Annotated in this window: 12 protein-coding genes; 5 read left to right on the top strand and 7 right to left on the bottom strand. The window is 71.0% G+C overall.

Translation table 11 applies throughout. The annotated features are described in order from the left end of the window. The first annotated feature begins 843 nt into the window (after positions 1 to 843). Positions 844 to 1863: an NADase-type glycan-binding domain-containing protein gene (locus tag ACZ7FF_RS34965; protein WP_470817506.1), complete on the top strand. Its 1020-nt coding sequence runs from the start codon at positions 844 to 846 to the stop codon at positions 1861 to 1863. Positions 1864 to 1905: 42 nt separating this feature from the next. On the opposite strand, the gene ACZ7FF_RS34960 is transcribed toward ACZ7FF_RS34965, so the two are convergent. Beyond that, the gene (locus tag ACZ7FF_RS34960; protein ID WP_470817504.1) at positions 1906 to 2802 is read right to left on the bottom strand and encodes a hypothetical protein; all 897 of its coding nucleotides are present in this window, start codon (positions 2800 to 2802) and stop codon (positions 1906 to 1908) included. Positions 2803 to 2844: 42 nt separating this feature from the next. Beyond that, complete coding sequence (locus ACZ7FF_RS34955; RefSeq protein WP_470817503.1) at positions 2845 to 3435, bottom strand: hypothetical protein; 591 nt, start codon at positions 3433 to 3435, stop codon at positions 2845 to 2847. 329 nt (positions 3436 to 3764) lie between these two features. On the opposite strand from ACZ7FF_RS34955, the gene ACZ7FF_RS34950 reads away from it, so the two are divergent. The 3 genes from ACZ7FF_RS34950 to ACZ7FF_RS34940 all read left to right on the top strand — a co-directional run bounded on the left by ACZ7FF_RS34950 (position 3765) and on the right by ACZ7FF_RS34940 (position 8729). Further along, complete coding sequence (locus tag ACZ7FF_RS34950; RefSeq protein WP_470817501.1) at positions 3765 to 4730, top strand: lytic transglycosylase domain-containing protein; 966 nt, start codon at positions 3765 to 3767, stop codon at positions 4728 to 4730. A 569-nt stretch (positions 4731 to 5299) separates the two neighbouring features. After that, positions 5300 to 8047: a helix-turn-helix transcriptional regulator gene (locus ACZ7FF_RS34945; protein ID WP_470817499.1), complete on the top strand. Its 2748-nt coding sequence runs from the start codon at positions 5300 to 5302 to the stop codon at positions 8045 to 8047. A 208-nt stretch (positions 8048 to 8255) separates the two neighbouring features. Beyond that, a complete protein-coding gene (locus ACZ7FF_RS34940; RefSeq protein WP_470817497.1) occupies positions 8256 to 8729 on the top strand; it encodes an ATP-binding protein in 474 nt (157 codons plus the stop codon). Between the two features lie 47 nt (positions 8730 to 8776). Here the strand turns inward: ACZ7FF_RS34940 and ACZ7FF_RS34935 are convergent, their stop codons facing one another. Then, the gene (locus ACZ7FF_RS34935) at positions 8777 to 9589 is read right to left on the bottom strand and encodes an MHYT domain-containing protein (RefSeq protein WP_470817495.1); all 813 of its coding nucleotides are present in this window, start codon (positions 9587 to 9589) and stop codon (positions 8777 to 8779) included. Positions 9590 to 10197: 608 nt separating this feature from the next. Between ACZ7FF_RS34935 and ACZ7FF_RS34930 the strand changes: the two genes are divergently transcribed. Beyond that, entirely contained in the window at positions 10198 to 11025 is an 828-nt protein-coding gene (locus ACZ7FF_RS34930; protein WP_470817493.1) for an endo alpha-1,4 polygalactosaminidase, read from the top strand. 107 nt (positions 11026 to 11132) lie between these two features. On the opposite strand, the gene ACZ7FF_RS34925 is transcribed toward ACZ7FF_RS34930, so the two are convergent. The 4 genes from ACZ7FF_RS34925 to ACZ7FF_RS34910 form a co-directional block, all read right to left on the bottom strand. Next, positions 11133 to 12386, bottom strand: a complete 1254-nt coding sequence (locus tag ACZ7FF_RS34925; RefSeq protein ID WP_470817492.1) for a cytochrome P450 family protein — start codon at positions 12384 to 12386, stop codon at positions 11133 to 11135. A gap of 30 nt (positions 12387 to 12416) precedes the next feature. Then, the gene (locus ACZ7FF_RS34920; RefSeq protein WP_470817490.1) at positions 12417 to 12773 is read right to left on the bottom strand and encodes a DUF742 domain-containing protein; all 357 of its coding nucleotides are present in this window, start codon (positions 12771 to 12773) and stop codon (positions 12417 to 12419) included. Next, positions 12773 to 13189, bottom strand: coding sequence for a roadblock/LC7 domain-containing protein (locus ACZ7FF_RS34915; RefSeq protein WP_470817488.1), 417 nt, complete (start codon positions 13187 to 13189; stop codon positions 12773 to 12775). Before ACZ7FF_RS34915 ends, ACZ7FF_RS34920 begins: the two co-directional genes overlap by 1 nt. Positions 13190 to 13297: 108 nt before the next feature. Continuing rightward, the gene (locus tag ACZ7FF_RS34910) at positions 13298 to 14725 is read right to left on the bottom strand and encodes an ATP-binding protein (protein ID WP_470817486.1); all 1428 of its coding nucleotides are present in this window, start codon (positions 14723 to 14725) and stop codon (positions 13298 to 13300) included. Between the last annotated feature and the right edge of the window lie 31 nt (positions 14726 to 14756).

Here is a 14756-nt window from a genome sequence, read left to right as displayed (position 1 = left end):
CCCGGTCGTGCGGGTGGTCTGCCGTCGGTGTCTGGGGGTTCGGTTGGTCTGTCGTCCGCGCCTGGGGGTTTGGGTGGGTTGCCGTCTGCGCCTGGGGGTGCGGGTGGTCTGCCGTCGGTGCTTGGGAGTTCGGGTGGTCTGCCGTCCCCGCCTGGGGGTTTGGGTGGGTTGCCGTCTGCGCCTGGGGGTGCGGGTGGTCTGCCGTCCGCGCCTGGGGGTGCGGGTGGTCTGCCGTCGGTGCCTGGGGGTTTGGGTGGTCTGCCGTCTGGGCCTGGGGGTTTGGGTGGGTTGCCGCCTGTGCCCGGTCGTCCGGGCGGGCTGCCGTCGGTGCTTGGGGGTTTGGGTGGTCTGCCGTCTGCGCCCGGGGGTTTGGGTGGGTGGCCGCCTGTGCCCGGTCGTGCGGGTGGTCTGCCGTCGGTGTCTGGGGGTTCGGTTGGTCTGTCGTCCGCGCCTGGGGGTTTGGGTGGGTTGCCGTCTGCGCCTGGGCGTGCGGGTGGTCTGCCGTCCGCGCCCGGGGGTTTGGGTGGGTTGCCGTCCCCGCCTGGGGGGTTGGGTGGGTTGCCGTCCGCGCCTGGGCGGCCTGGGGGAGTGCCTCCGAGGGCCGATGGTGGGTTGGGCGCGGCTGGGTTCGGTCGTCGGGGCACGCTGCCGGACGAGGCATCGTCCCCGGGGGGCCGGGACACCGGCCCGAGGCCCGCACCCCCCGCACCGGGGCCGCCCCCGGCCGGGGCGGGGCTCCGGGCGGCGGACACGCGCTCCGCGTGGTTGGACGACGACACCCTCAGCCTTTCGACGGGACTGGCGGGCAGACAGGACGAGGGGCGGGGGAGCCGGCCCGGAAGCGTGCCCCTGCATTCGCCCACCGCGGACACCGAGCCGCGGCTGACCGTCGGCGACGACACGCAGAGAATCACCTCGTTCCTCGTGGCTCCGGTGCCACCGCGCACCCTCGTCGACGGTCTCGCCGACCCGGACGACACCATCCCGGCCGTGCCCCCGCAGCCGCGCCGGTCCAGGCCGATCCGGTCCGACTGGCACACCCGGCGCCAGAACGCACTCCGGCCCGGAGACCTGATCTGCGGTGACTGCGGGCAGGGCAACAGCCCCCGCCGCCGGTTCTGCTCGCGATGCGGCGCGAGTCTGGAGGAGGCCGAGGTCGTACGGCGCCGCTGGTGGCACCGGTTGCGGCGGCGCCGTGGCCCGAGGCAGATCGCCCTGAACGCCGACCTTCACGGTCAGGGCTCCCCGGAAGGGCATGTCGAGCGGCCGGGGGATCGCTGGCGCCGTTGGTACCGCAGGGTCCAGCTGGCCGGCGGCGGCGTCGTCACCCTCTCGACCGTGGCCTACCTGTCCTACCCGCCGTTCCGCGGCTATGTGGACCACGAGACGCAGTACGTCCGGCACAGGGTCACCGGCGTGATCGAGTCGCAGTACGACCCGGTGCGCCCGGCCAGGGTCACGGCCAGCACGTCCGTCGTGGGGCATGGTGCCGAGCAGGCGGCGGACCAGTTCACGAACACCTACTGGGCCGCCAAGTACGAGGAGGGGGCGGACGTCCGGCAGAAGGCCCGCACGCTCACCTTCGACTTCGGCCGGCTGGTCACCCTGAACCAGATGATCCTCACGTCCGGCGCGGTCGACGGCTTCACCTCGCACGGCCGCCCGCGGCTGGTCATCCTGAACTTCAGCAACGGATCGCAGATGAACATCACGTTGAAGGACACGGTGAAGCCGCAGAAGTTCGACCTCGACCACGCCGTCCTCATCAAGTCCGTGAAAATGACGATCAGTGAGGACTACCCGGCGGAGGACAACGGGGACGTGGCGCTGTCCGAAGTGGAGTTCTTCTCGCTGGTCTCCTGAGAGAATGCGCGTGCTGCTCCAGCACGCGCACCGGGCAGTCCGTCAGAACCTGTTTTCTATGAAACGGTCATAAAACTTTCCGGTTCCGTTGGCGACGGGCTGGCCTGTCGGGTCGAGCGATATCTCGACGGTTCCTCTCGAGTCGTAGCCCGTGCCCAGGAACTGCTCCTCACTCCACGTAAAATTGACCCATACCTTGGCGTCCTGCTGGAGGGATTTCATCGCGCCGATGCTCACGTTGCCGGTTCCCTTGAGTCCCGTGGAGAACTTCGGATCACCGATGAATTCGAAGCTGAAGTTCGAGATGAACTTCAACTTCGACAAGGCTGAGATCTGCGCTCCGGGGTCGGGTGTTCTGGCGTAGATCTTCGCCTCACTGATGACGCTTTGGGCCCGTTTTCTCTGCCCTTGATAGTAGATGATCTGATCATGCAACTCCGACAGGCGCTGCGAGACCTGCGCGCTGCGTTGATTCTTGACGGGGTGCTGTTGCTTCAGTGCGGCCTGTTCCGCCGTCAGTTGCTGCAGCGAGTTGTCGGCTCTCTCGCGATCCAGTCGAGCTTTCCGTAGGCCGTCCAGACTGATTGGTTCGCCATCCCGGATGTTCTTGTTCCTGTCCTGACGGCCTTCATGCAGGCTTTGCGAGTCCAGTGAAACCGTAGTGAATCGTATCTGATATGCCAGCTCCACGCCGATACTCGGATCGATCCCCAGGTGCTCCTGGATGCCTTTGAAGCGTGTATGGGTGTAGAAGAGGCTACGGACCGTGAACTCTTGGTGTCTGCTGTAATCAATATGCTGAACCAGATGATCGGGGATGGTCGAGACTGTTTCGTCTCTCTGTTTCTGTATGACGCCTTTGGCGTTGAGATCCTTGATCATCGTGTACACATTGTTGACCAGCGCAACCGCAGGCATGCCGGCCATAGGGTTCGTCACGGATGACTCCTTGAACGTCGGTTGTCTCGGCTCAGTGGTGGATCACAGTCCGCTCAGGTTCGGCCGTCCAGGGGCGTCCCGTTCGACTTCGATCGGCAGCTGTTGGAGCACCGCCATGTGCTCGTCCGTCAGGACCGAGGGATCGTCGGACGGGCTGGCGAAGATCTGCAGGGCCTCCCGCGCGAGCTCCTGGTCCACTGGGCCGTCGGCGGCCGCCATACCCGCGGGATACGGATCGGCCGCCTGCGTCTGCGCCGAGGGCGCCTCGAAGTACCCCGTGTGAGCGATGGCGGACATGTCCTGTTCGACGCCCTGGCCCCACTGGGGGCCGTACTGGTCCTGAGCGTAGGCCGCCTGGGTGTACTGGTCCGCGGGCTGGACCTCGCACTGCCCCTGTTCCCCCATCCATTGGACGAACGCGTCCGTGGCCTTCTCGCGGTAGAGCTCCCAGGGTTCTCCCGACAGCGCCTCCAGAACGTCCGGGCGCCTCTCGCTGAATTCCCTGAGCCAGTCGGCCCATGCAGCGAGATCTGAATTCTGCAGCGTCTCGGTCAGCTTCTGCCAGGTCTCTCCGCGAGCCTCCTGCTCCCAGGTCACCTGCAGGTTCACGCGCAAATCATCGGCGTTGATCATCCCTGATACCCCCTCACCTGTGAGCGGACCGTGCCATCGGGGCCGCCCGCGGTGCGAGCACCGTAGGTGGACGGCACCCTCACGAAAAGCGTCGATCAGGCGGCGCTTGGGGACCGACGGTTTCCCTTTGGGGCGAAAGGGGACGTCGAGCGGGATCGTTCCAGGCATCGGCGCGGGACGCCGCGTGCCCGAACGGGCGGGGTGCGGGGGCGAAGGCGCAGCATGCCGGCCGGCAGCCGTCCGGCGGACCGCGCGCGTGCTCTTCTCACCTGAGACGAAACCGGACCGGGCGCCGGGGATTCACACTGTCAGGACCTGGAGAAGAACACATGGCGGGATCGCTCCAGCGGGCCACCCAGGCACTCACGATTCTCGCCGTGGCGTGCGCGGCGACCGCCGCTGTGGTGGGTACGCAGCGTGCCGACTCCGGGGTCTCGGACGTACCGCCGGTCGGCAGCCAGGCCTTTCCCCGGCCCCTGGACAACGGCATGTCGCAGAACACCCCGCCGGCCGCACCGTCGGGTTCGGTGCCGGACACACCGTCACCGGGCGTCTCCGCGCCGCTCCTGCCGCCTCCGATGCCGGTGCCGGGGACGACCCTCAGCCTGCCGGCTACGCTGTACCAGGCCTACCTCGTCGCGGAGTCGGCACAACGCGGCCGGCAGCCGGGGTGCCATCTGCACTGGCAACTGCTCGCCGCCATAGGGCAGGTGGAGTCGGGCCAGGCGCACAACGGCGCGGTCGACGCCGCGGGTACGGCGACTCCGCACATCTACGGTCCGCTGCTGGACGGAGGCCCGTACCTGGCGATCCACGACACCGACGGCGGCCGGCTGGACGGGAACACCCACTTCGACCGCGCCGTGGGGCCCCTTCAGTTCGTCCCCGGGACATGGCGGGTCTGGGGCGCCGACGGGAACGGCGACCATGTCGCCGACCCGCAGAACATCTTCGACGCGGCGCTCTCCGCTGCGCGGTACCTGTGCGCGGACGACCGTGACCTGTCCCGCGCCGACGACCTCACGGCGGCGGTGCTCAGCTACAACCACTCGCAGGCCTACGCCGACGCCGTGCTGAAGTGGATGCAGGCCTTCGCCGGCGACCAGGACATCGTGCCCTCGCCTTCTCCGTCCACCCTGCCCTCTCCGTCCGTCCCGCCGTCGCCGTCCCCGTCGCCCTCTCCGTCCGTCACGTCCGGTCCGTCGGTGTCCCCGTCCCCCACGCCGTCGTCCTCGACACCGCCGGTGACCGTGACGGACGGCGGGACACCCGGCGACCCGCCCCCGTCCGCCTGATCGGGCAGGGAGCGGGAGCCGGACGGCCGGGAACCCGTGGCGGGGCGGCCGAGGAGCTGTGCGGTGTACGCCGGGACGCGGTGGTGGCGCGCAGCTCGGGCCCGTGCAGCCGGCCGCGGGCGTCCGCCGTCCTGCCCTCCGCATGCGCGCTGACCGGCATCGGAGCGGACGTGCACCCCAGCGAGGCGGGATCGCTGCTCCGGCGCCTGGAACCCGTCGCCGACGCCGACAGGCCCGGGGCGGCCGCCCCGGGCCTGTCGGCGTCGGCGAGGACCATGAGGCACCCGCTCCCACCACCCTCAACGCGTACGCGCTCGGTGCCCGCCTCGTCCCGGTGGACGACGCGCCCGCCCGCCGCCGCCCCCGCCCGGTCCGCCCGCCCGTGACCGTTCCGGCCCGCCGCCTGCGGCCGTGACCGCGCCCGCTTCCTTCGTCCGCAACCGCCCCCGCGTTCGCCCCGGCGTCCGGCCCGCGTGCGTCGTGGCGGACCGGGACGGACCCTGTTAGTGCTGGAGCGCGGCGGATGCGCCAGGCTCATCGCCGCCCCACGCGGCGGAGAGGCACCGGCCATGACCACAGCACCGGCCCTGATCGGGCGGACCGAGCAGCTGCAGCATCTGTCGGACCTGGCCCAGCAGGCCGCGCGAGGGGAGCGGCAGGTCGTCTTTCTCAGCGGGCCCGTCGGCATCGGCAAGACCGCCATCGCCGAAGCGTTCGCGGCCGGGCTGACCGGTTTCCGGCAGGTGCGCGTCGCGGGAACGCCCCGTGAGCGCCTGATGGAGTTCGCGGCGGTCAACCGATTGCTGCAGTCCCTGCAGGGCGACCAGCGGGGCGCGCACGACCAGATCGCCCCGGACTGCACCGTGCTGAGCGCCGGCGGTGCGCTGATCACCGCGGTGGACGACTTCAAGGGCGGGCGTCCCCTCGTCCTCATGGTCGACGACGCCCACCACGTCGACGCCGCCTCGCTCCAGGCACTCGGGTTCATGCTGCTGCGCACGGCCGGCGACCGGATGCTGGCCGTGGTGAACACCGAGCACGCCCACGACACCCGCAGGGAGATGGGGTTCCACCGGGACCGGCCCGGCACCACGCAGATCGACGTGACCGGGTTCTCCGGGGCGGAGACCCGCGACTTCCTCGCCGCCCTGGGCGTCTTCCCGGTGTCGCCCCCCCGGCTGGCGGTGGTGCACCGGTGGAGCGCGGGGAACCCGCTGTATCTGCGCGCTCTGATACGGCCCGCGGGGCCGGACGGCCTGCTGCCCGAGAGCCCCGCGCACATGTCGGTGCCGCCCTCCCTGACCCAGGTCGTGCAGGACTGGGTCAGGACGTTCCCGGCGGACAGCATCCGGGTGCTGGAGGCGCTGACCGTCCTCGGGGCACCCGCCGCCCTGCCCGTGCTCCAGCGCATGACCGGCTCGTCGACGCTACTGGAGGACATCGAGCCCCTGATCACGGAGGGAGCCGCCACCTGGGTGTCCGCGGGCGCGGGTGACGACCGGATCTCGCTCACCCACCAGGGCCAGCGGGACGCCCTCTACGCCGGCATCCCGCTGGCGCGGCGCAAGAGGCTCCACCGCGCCGCCGCCGCCGTTCTCGATCCGCCCGAACGCTGGCGGCACCAGGTCGCGGCCACCGAGACCTACGACGTGGCGCTGGCCAGGCAACTGCGCGCGGCGGTGCAGGCCGAACTGGGCCAGGGCGAGCTGCCCCGGGCCGCCCAGTACCTCCTGGGTGTCTCGGAGGTCGATCCGGACGCGGCGGCCCGCAGTGCCGCGCTGCTGCGGGCCGTGCGGCTGCTGGTGATCAGCGGGCATTTCCAGCCGGCCCTCGCCCAGGCTCCGCGCGTGCGGGCCACCGCGGCCGGGCCGGAACGCGCCGAGGCGCTCGGCCTGCTGGAGATCGCCCGCGGCCGCGACGCGGGAGCCGCCGAGCACCTGCTCAAGGCCTGGCGGGGCTATGACGGCGACGAGGACGACGCGAGCCGGGCCGCGATGGAGCTGTCCACCGTGCAGATCTCGCTCGGCCTGGGCCGGCAGGCGGTGCAGGCCGCCCAGTTCGCCGTCGCGCACAGCTCGGACCCCTCCGTCACCGGCCAGGCGCAGTCCGTCCTCACCTACGCCAGTGCCCTGCTGAGCGGACCGGCCGAGGCGCTGCTCCATCTGTCGCATCTGCGCGAGAATCCGGCGGACGTCGCCCTGTACGACCTCAGCTCGCTGGCGTTCCGGGGCATTCTGCGGGGCCTGACCGGACAGCTGCACGCCGCGCTGGGCGACCTCACCGTGGTCTCCCGGCGCAGGGCCCCCGATCATCTCGCCCAGCACGGCAGCTTCGGCGCGGTGATCCACGCCGCCGCCTGCAACATCCTGCTCGGGAGATGGGCCGAGTCCCGGCGGCTGCTGTCGCTGGCCTTCGACGAGGCCCAGACTCTGGGCCGGGAGACCGACTTCGCCATGCTGCACTGCTTCAGTGCCTGGCTCGCCGGCTTCCAGGGCAGATGGGAGACGGCCGAGGAGGAGCTGGCCGAGGCGCGTTCCCTCGCGGAGGGGACCGACTTCGGGGGCCCGAGCTTTCACCTGGCCCAGGCCTCCGCGGCCGTGGCGTTCGCACGCGAGGACTGGCGGGCCGTGATCGACCCGCTGGACCGCATGATCAACGAGCCCACTCACCAGGCACGGGCCCGTGTCTACCGGCTGTGGTTCCTTCCGATGCTGGGCGTCGCGCACGCCAGGCGCGGGGACGCCGACGCCGCGGACGAGGTGGCGGCCGTGCTGGAAGGGCTGGCGTTCCACGGGGCGGCCGCGGCGGTCTGCGCCGCCTGGGTGCGGGGCAACGCCAGCGCGGCCCGGCACGACCTGCGTGCCGCGCTGCGTCACCTGCGCGACGGCCTCGCCGTCAGCTCCGACGGCGGGGAACCCGTGCTGCACCGGGCCTTGCTCCGCTGCGACTACGGCCGGTTCCTGATCGAGTCCGGTCAGGGCGTGGAGGCTGCGCGGCAGCTGACCCAGGTGGCCGGAGTGCTGCGGGAGATGGGCGCCGACCCGCTGGAGGCGCGGTGCGTCGAACTGCTGGAGCGGACCGACAGCGCGGTCGGGACCTCCCGGGCGGAGCGGTTCTGGGCGGCCATGACCGACCGGGAGCAGGACGTCGCCAAACTCGTCGGCCAGGGGTGGACCAACAAGGAGATCGCGCGGGAGCTGTACGTCACGACGAAGACCGTCGAGTACCACCTGCGGAACATCTGCGTCAAAGGGGACGTGGAGAACCGCAGGCAGGTCCGTGACCTCGTGCAGTTGCTCGCCCCCGCGGGGTCCTAGGGGAAATTCCTGGCCCGCCGGCGGAGCGCATGCCGTTCATTGGATGGCGGACACCGTTTTCGCCACGTGCGAGACCTTGCCGAGGGGGTTCGTCCGAGCCGGTACCCGGGCGGGCGAACACCCACCGCGCCGCAAGGCAGCAGTGGCAGCCGTGCCGGGACCGGCCACCCGGCGCGGCCGCGCAGGCGAGCCGCTGGAGGATCTGGCCATGTCTCTCTCCCACCACGCGATCCACTTCGTCATACCCGTCGGCCCGGACTCGGCGCCGCGGGCCCGGAACCTGACCCGCGCGACGCTGGCCGACTGGGGCTTCACGGCCGACGACCCGGTGGTGCACACCGCCGCCCTGATCGTCACCGAGCTGGTCACCAACAGCGTGGTGCACGGCGCGGAGGCCGTCTCGCACGTGGAGGTCTCCGTGCGGCTGTGGGCCGGGCGGCTGAAGGTGGAGGTGTACGACGACCACCCGCACAGGCCCCCGCTGAGGGGGGTGCCCGCCACCGACGAACACGGCCGGGGCCTGCACATCATCCACTGCCTGGCCACGGAGCGGGACGGGTATGTGGGCCTGCGGACCTGCCCGGAACGGCCCGGCAAGGCGGTGATCGTGGTACTGGACACCGGCAGGACACGGCCCCCGCGTCAGGGCGTGCGCGGCGCACGCCTGGCGGTCCCGACCTGATCCGGCGCCCGGCCCCGGTGTGTCCGGCCCTGCCGCGCCGGAGCCGGTCAGCGCCGTGAGTCCGGATACGTGAGGTAGACGTCGGAGATCTGGTTCTCCGACGGCGAGGCGGCCTTGGCGGTCGGCCTGTCGTCCCAGTCGCCCGCGCCGAGGACGAACAGGGGGTCGAACGCGACGATGCCGGTGGCCAGCAGCATGAAGAAGCCGGGGCCGATCAGGAGCGGCAGCAGGGCGATCGCGCTCCTGCCGGGCTCCACCGCCGTGCCCTGGCTCACATGGATGCTGACCGCGGCCGTCGCGGCGTAGTACATTCCCGATATGGCCACGGCCATGATGAGGCTGGCGACGAGCGACGAGAAGAACCCGCGGATCGAGACGGCCGACCACAGGGCGGCGGTCGCCGCGACGACGCCGATCAGCAGCGACAGGAGCACGACGGGGGTCCGGTAGTGGACGGTGCCGTGAACCTGCATCGCGGCCAGGCCCAGGTAGTGCGTGACCGCCACACCGAGTCCGGTGACGGTACCCGACAGGCACAGCACGGCGGGGCGGGGTCCGCGGTAGGCGACCAGGCTCATGCCGAGACCGACGACGAGGACGGTGGCCACCAGGCTGAGGACCGTACGCGTGGTGTCGAAGGTGACCGACGCTCCCGGCACGCTGAAGTCGACCACGGCGATGAAGTGCATCATCCAGATGCCGCAGCCCATCGAGGTCGCGCCGATGGCGAGCCAGCCCGGCTTCCACCCCTGCTGGTAGCGGACCGAACGCACCACGGACCGCAGACCCAGTGCCGACCCCAGCAGGGCCACCAGGAAGGCGGCCACCATGCTGATCGTCCCGTTACTTATCCCGTCCATCTGGCTTTCCTCTGTGTGCGGTTACGAGTGGTTCGTGTCCCGAGAGGGGACCAGGAACGGATGATCACGGTGGGCGTCGGGCAGTACTGTTCCGGATTCGGCACATCGCGGCACCGGGCTTTGAGCCTAAGGAATCCGCCGGATATCAGACAAGCCGTGCCGGCGCCGAAACTGCCCCAACAGGCAATCACTTCAGGCGTGTCGGAGGCCGTTGCCCGCGACCGCGTTGAATTCGTGGCCGGTTTCCCTTTCCGTATTCCGTAGGTGACTTCGACCGGGCCACGGGTTCCGCCGACCAGCCCGCCCGCCGACGCCGGAGGACGGCGCCGCCGGGAAACCCGGGCGGTCTTGCCCGATCGGGCGGGGTGATCCGGTGTGTCACCCGGTGCTTTGTCCGTCCGATAGTGTCGTCGGCCAATGGCAGGGTCGGGCCGGAACCCTTCCGCGGCGTCGGCGACGGCACCCGAAGGACACGGCACGCGACACACGGTTTCCCTGACTTCGTGCCGTTTTCCTTTCCCCTGCTTTCCTGTTCTTCCCGTCCCCCTCTTCCAGCACCGCCGGACCGGTCGACGAACTGTGCCCGGACGGTGCGTGAAGGAGTTTGCATGCCCTCCAGAAGAAAGCGCCGCTCCTCTCTGGTGCGGGTCGGAGTCCCCGTCCTCGCCGCCACCGCACTGGGGGCGTCCGTCTGGGGCTTCACCGCCGCCAACGCCTCGCAGCCGGCCGTCAAGCTGCCCCCCACGGGCGTGGGATTCGACTACCAGATCGGCGACGCGTACACGCCTCCCGCCGGGGTGGGCGTGGTCAGCCGCGACAACTCGCAGAGCCCTGCCAAGGGGCTCTACAACATCTGCTACATCAACGCCTTCCAGAGCCAGCCGGGCAAGAGCAAGGAGTGGACCGGCCTGCTGCTGAAGGAGGGCGGCCGGCTCGCCGAGGACCCGGACTGGGAGGGCGAGTACGCCCTGGACATCTCCACCTCGGCCAAGCGCAAGGCGCTCGCCGCCAAGACGGACGCGACGATCGACAAGTGCGCCAAGAAGGGCTTCAACGCCGTCGAGCCCGACAACTACGACTCCTACACCCGGTTCCGCGGGCTGACCGCGGCCGACGCGGAGGCGTACATGTCCCTTCTCGTGCAGCACGCGCACGCGAAGCACCTCGCGATCGCGCAGAAGAACACCGCGGAGCTGGCCCCGAAGGCCAAGTCCCTCGGCCTCGACTTCGCGGTCACCGAGGAGTGCGGCACCTACTCGGAGTGCGGCGACTACACGAAGGCCTTCGGCAACCACGTCGTGGACATCGAGTACAGCAAGAAGGGCCTCAAGAAGGCCTGCGCGGGCTACTCGAAGAAGATCGCCATCGTCCAGCGTGACGAAGAGGTCTCGAAGCCGGGCGACGGCGGCTACGTCCGCAGGACCTGCGGCAGCTGACCCACAAGCACCCGTCTCCGGGTGCGGGCCGGGGCCCCGGACGAGCACACGTCCGGGGCCCCGGCCGTCGCCGTCTCGCGGCCCCGGCCGGCGACACCCGGCACGGCTCAGTGGCGCGCCGGTGCCGGCCCGGCCGGGGTGAACCGCACCGGAAGCGCCGTGAGTCCGCGCACCCAGACCGAGGGCCGCCAGCGCAACTCGCCCGGATCCGCGGCCAGGATGACGTCGGGCAGCCGGTCCAGCAGCGTCTCGATCGCGGTGCGGGCGATGACGTCGGCGATGACGGTGGCGGCGTAGGGACACCGGCTCGTGCCGTTCCCGAAGGCCAGGTGCGCGCGGTTCGACTCCGCGGCAGGGGCCTCGGCCAGCACCCTCGGATCGGAGTTGGCGGCCGCGATCCCGAGGACCAGACAGTCCCCGGCGCGGACGTTCAGTCCGGACAGGACGGTGTCCCGGGCCGCCCAGCGCCCGATCAGGTTCTGCGTGGGGGAGTTGACCCAGAGCACCTCGTTCAGCGCTTCGTCCACGCTCACCCGGCCGCCCAGCACATTGACCGCGAACCGGTCGTCGGTCAGCAGCAGGTGCAGGGTGTTGCCGATCCAGAGTGCCGTCGACTGCTGAGCGGCCCCGAGGACGGTGAACACGCCGGCGCTCACCTCGTCGTCGGAGAGCCGGGCCGGATGTCCCAGCATGCGCGAGATGGCGTCCGGGGCGGGCCGCGACCGTTTGTGCCCGACGACGTCGCGGATACGCTGGTCGAGGCGTCCGAAGGCGGCGGCGGAGTTGCCCTCGGCTTCCCAGTCCAGGCCGATGCGCAGGTCCTCCAGCAGCTCCTCGGCCTCGCCGTCACGCAGGCGTATGCCGCACATCCGCATCAGCACGAGCAGTGGGAGCGTGTGCGCGTAGTCGCTCATCAGCTCCGCACGGCCCCGGGGGGCGAAGCCGGTGATGAGTTCGGTGGCCACCTCACGGCACACCCGTTCCAGCTCGAACCCGTCGACCTGCTCCAGTGCCTCGGTGACCACCATGGCCCTGCGTGAGGAGTCGCCCTGATAGGCGACGAACGGCAGCAGCGGCCAGTCGGGCGGGATGCGGTGCCACTGGTTCCAGCGTCCCGGATCCCGCACGAACAGTTCGGTGCGTGAGGTCACGTGGCACAGCTCCGCGTAGCCGAGGACCAGCCAGGCGGGTACGTCGCTGTCCAGTAGTACGGGGACGACGGGTCCGTACCGTTCGCGCAGGCCGTCGTAGAGCCGTTCTTGCTGCTGTCCGCCGGCCAGGTCCGTCAGCCGCACGGGACTGTGACCGGCCGGGCACCGGGTACCCCCGGGAGTGTCGGACGGGAAGCCGTGTTCCGTCATGTCCCCTCCTTCCGCGCATTTTTGGCCGCGTCAGAGTCTTTGCAGCGCATGGAGCACCTTCTGAAGCTGTTCGACATTGGGCTGCGAGCCCGCAGGGCGCCGCCGGAGCGGGTGGTGCGACCGGATCAGGTCCTGGGCGAGCAGGTCGCCGAGGAGGATGCGCACGACGGTGACGGGCAGCCGCAGTGTGCCGGCGACCTCCGCCATGGCCGTGGGGCGCCGGCACAGCACGAGGATGCGCGCGTGCTCGGACTGCATGCCCGGTGTCGGAGCGCTCCTGCTGGTGATGAGGCTTACGAGGTCGAAGAAGCCGCTCGCGCGGCTGCGGCCGCCCGTGAGTGTGTACAGCCGGTCCGGAACACCTGTGTCCACGGGCGCACGGTTCATCAGCTCGTTCTTCCCGGCGTGCCGGCGCGTGGCTGCGCACGCAGGTGCTCACCGATCTGCTCCACCAGCTCGGTCATCTGGGTGCCCACGACCCCGGGGTCGGCGTCGTCGCCGGTCACCAGCGCCAGGTGGGCTCCCGCCCCGGCCACGACGATGAACACCAGTCCGCCGTGGAAGGCCATCATGGAGTGCCGCACGCCGCCGGTTCCGTCACCGAACTCCATTGAGGCGCCGTGGGCGAGGGCCTGCACACCGCAGCACACCGCCGCCAGTTGGTCGGCCTGGTCGATCGTGAGCTGGTCCGACCAGCACAGCTTGAGTCCGTCCCCGGAGAGCACCAGGGCGTGCCGGGCCCCGGGGGTCCGGTCGATGAGGGTCTGCAGAAGCCAGTTGAGGCTGTTGTCCGTGGTGTGCATGGTGGTTCGCGGAGCGGACGGTACGACCGTCGTCCCACTGCTCCAATCTCGTGTGCTGTACCGGTCACAATGCCTGTGAAGATGCCGTCCGCCGCGGGGCGGACGCGGTCAGGGAGCGGGCCGCTGATCGCACGGAGGGTCCGTGGCCCCGTGCGCTCCCCGCGCGCCGTGCGGTCCGGACTGCACACTGTCGTGGAAGCCCCCGAACAGCGCGCCGGCGCTCCTGCGCGGGGGCCGGGCCGCGGGCCGCGACTCGCTCGTCGGGGTGGGGGCGTCCGCTCGTTGCTGCTGTGAGGCGGCGGATCGCAGGGCGCCACCGCGTGCGCGCACGGGCAGGCCGTTGAGGGTGGTCCGGGACGCTTTCGCCGTAGACCCGGCGGTGTCCGGGGCCTGCCCCGTGGCCGTTCGTTGCGGGGAGGGGCGCCGGTCGTCGTGCGACCGTCCCTCCCCCTCGCCGCCCGGCTGCCGCGTGAGGAGCTGCCGGGGCACACGCACGAGGGCCGTCGTGCCCCCGCCGGCGGCCACCTGGAAGCTCACCGCGATCCGGTACCTGGCGCACAGGCGTCCCACCACGGCCAGCCCGAGCCGGGTCCCGCGCAACGACGCCAGGTCGTCGACCTCGCGCGTGACGGCGTCGGTCGCGTAGCGCAGGGCCGCGCCGGCCATGCGCAGGCCGTTGTCCTCGATGGTGATGACGAGACCGGCGGCCTCCTCCCGCGCCAGGACGTGGACCTGCTCGGTCGGCGGGCTGAAGTTCGTCGCGTTGTCCATGAGTTCGGCCAGGAGGTGCATGAGGCCCTCCGCCGCGTGCCCGGACACCAGAGCCGTCGACGAGACGCGCAGCCGCACCCGCCGGTAGGCCGCGATGCGGCCGGCGGCTCCGCGCAGGATGCTCTCGAGAGTGATCGGGCGGTTCCAGGTGCGGCTGGAGCGACCGCCCATGAGGGTCGCCAGCCGGTCGGTGAGCAGGCCTATCTGCGAAGCGCTGTGGTCCAGGCCGAGCAGGTCGCCGAGCACCTCCTCGCCGTGCCGGTTCTGCATGTCGCGCAGGTCCGCGAGCATTCTGACGGTCCTGGCCTGCACGCGGCTCAGAGCCGTGACGGTGGCGGCCTGCGCGGCCGTGAAACGGCGCTCCGTGTCGGCGAGTTCCTGCACCGCCGTCTTGGCCACCGCCCGCACCTGGGCGTCCTGCGGCCAGGCGATCGCGGCGAGTACGGAGGTTGCCGCGGTGCCCGCGCGCAACTCCTGGACGGCGTCCGGCAGGGTCCGCTCGGCCAGGGTGCGCAGATTGCCCTGGAGCCTGGCCAGTTCCACCTCGGTGCAGTCGCGTAGCTCGCGGGCGTCGGCCAGTTCCTCCGCCAGGCGGTGTGCCCGTGCTGTGGTGCGTGCCGCGCTCCCGGCGGCCGCCCAGGCCGTGGCGGCCAGTGCCGCCCAGCCGAGTGCGAACAGGGCGAGAGAGCCTAGGCCGGCACCGTCGCGTGCCGCCCACAGCACGCCACAGACGAGTACGGCGGACGTTCCGGCGACAGCCGTCATGGTTCGCTGCACCACGGTCATCTAGCGGTCT

This window comes from Streptomyces sp. NPDC037126 (assembly GCF_055605965.1).
The sequence above is the reverse complement of the archived record's forward strand: the minus strand, read 5'-3'. Positions and strand labels throughout refer to the sequence as shown.

Coding starts and splice junctions, on each gene's coding strand:
- ACZ7FF_RS34910 (WP_470817486.1), bottom strand. CDS start 14,725: ATGACGGCTGTCGCCGGAACGTCCGCCGTACTCGTCTGTGGCGTGCTG.
- ACZ7FF_RS34940 (WP_470817497.1), top strand. CDS start 8,256: ATGTCTCTCTCCCACCACGCGATCCACTTCGTCATACCCGTCGGCCCG.
- ACZ7FF_RS34925 (WP_470817492.1), bottom strand. CDS start 12,386: ATGACGGAACACGGCTTCCCGTCCGACACTCCCGGGGGTACCCGGTGC.
- ACZ7FF_RS34920 (WP_470817490.1), bottom strand. CDS start 12,773: ATGAACCGTGCGCCCGTGGACACAGGTGTTCCGGACCGGCTGTACACA.
- ACZ7FF_RS34945 (WP_470817499.1), top strand. CDS start 5,300: ATGACCACAGCACCGGCCCTGATCGGGCGGACCGAGCAGCTGCAGCAT.
- ACZ7FF_RS34915 (WP_470817488.1), bottom strand. CDS start 13,189: ATGCACACCACGGACAACAGCCTCAACTGGCTTCTGCAGACCCTCATC.
- ACZ7FF_RS34955 (WP_470817503.1), bottom strand. CDS start 3,435: ATGATCAACGCCGATGATTTGCGCGTGAACCTGCAGGTGACCTGGGAG.
- ACZ7FF_RS34930 (WP_470817493.1), top strand. CDS start 10,198: ATGCCCTCCAGAAGAAAGCGCCGCTCCTCTCTGGTGCGGGTCGGAGTC.
- ACZ7FF_RS34935 (WP_470817495.1), bottom strand. CDS start 9,589: ATGGACGGGATAAGTAACGGGACGATCAGCATGGTGGCCGCCTTCCTG.
- ACZ7FF_RS34950 (WP_470817501.1), top strand. CDS start 3,765: ATGGCGGGATCGCTCCAGCGGGCCACCCAGGCACTCACGATTCTCGCC.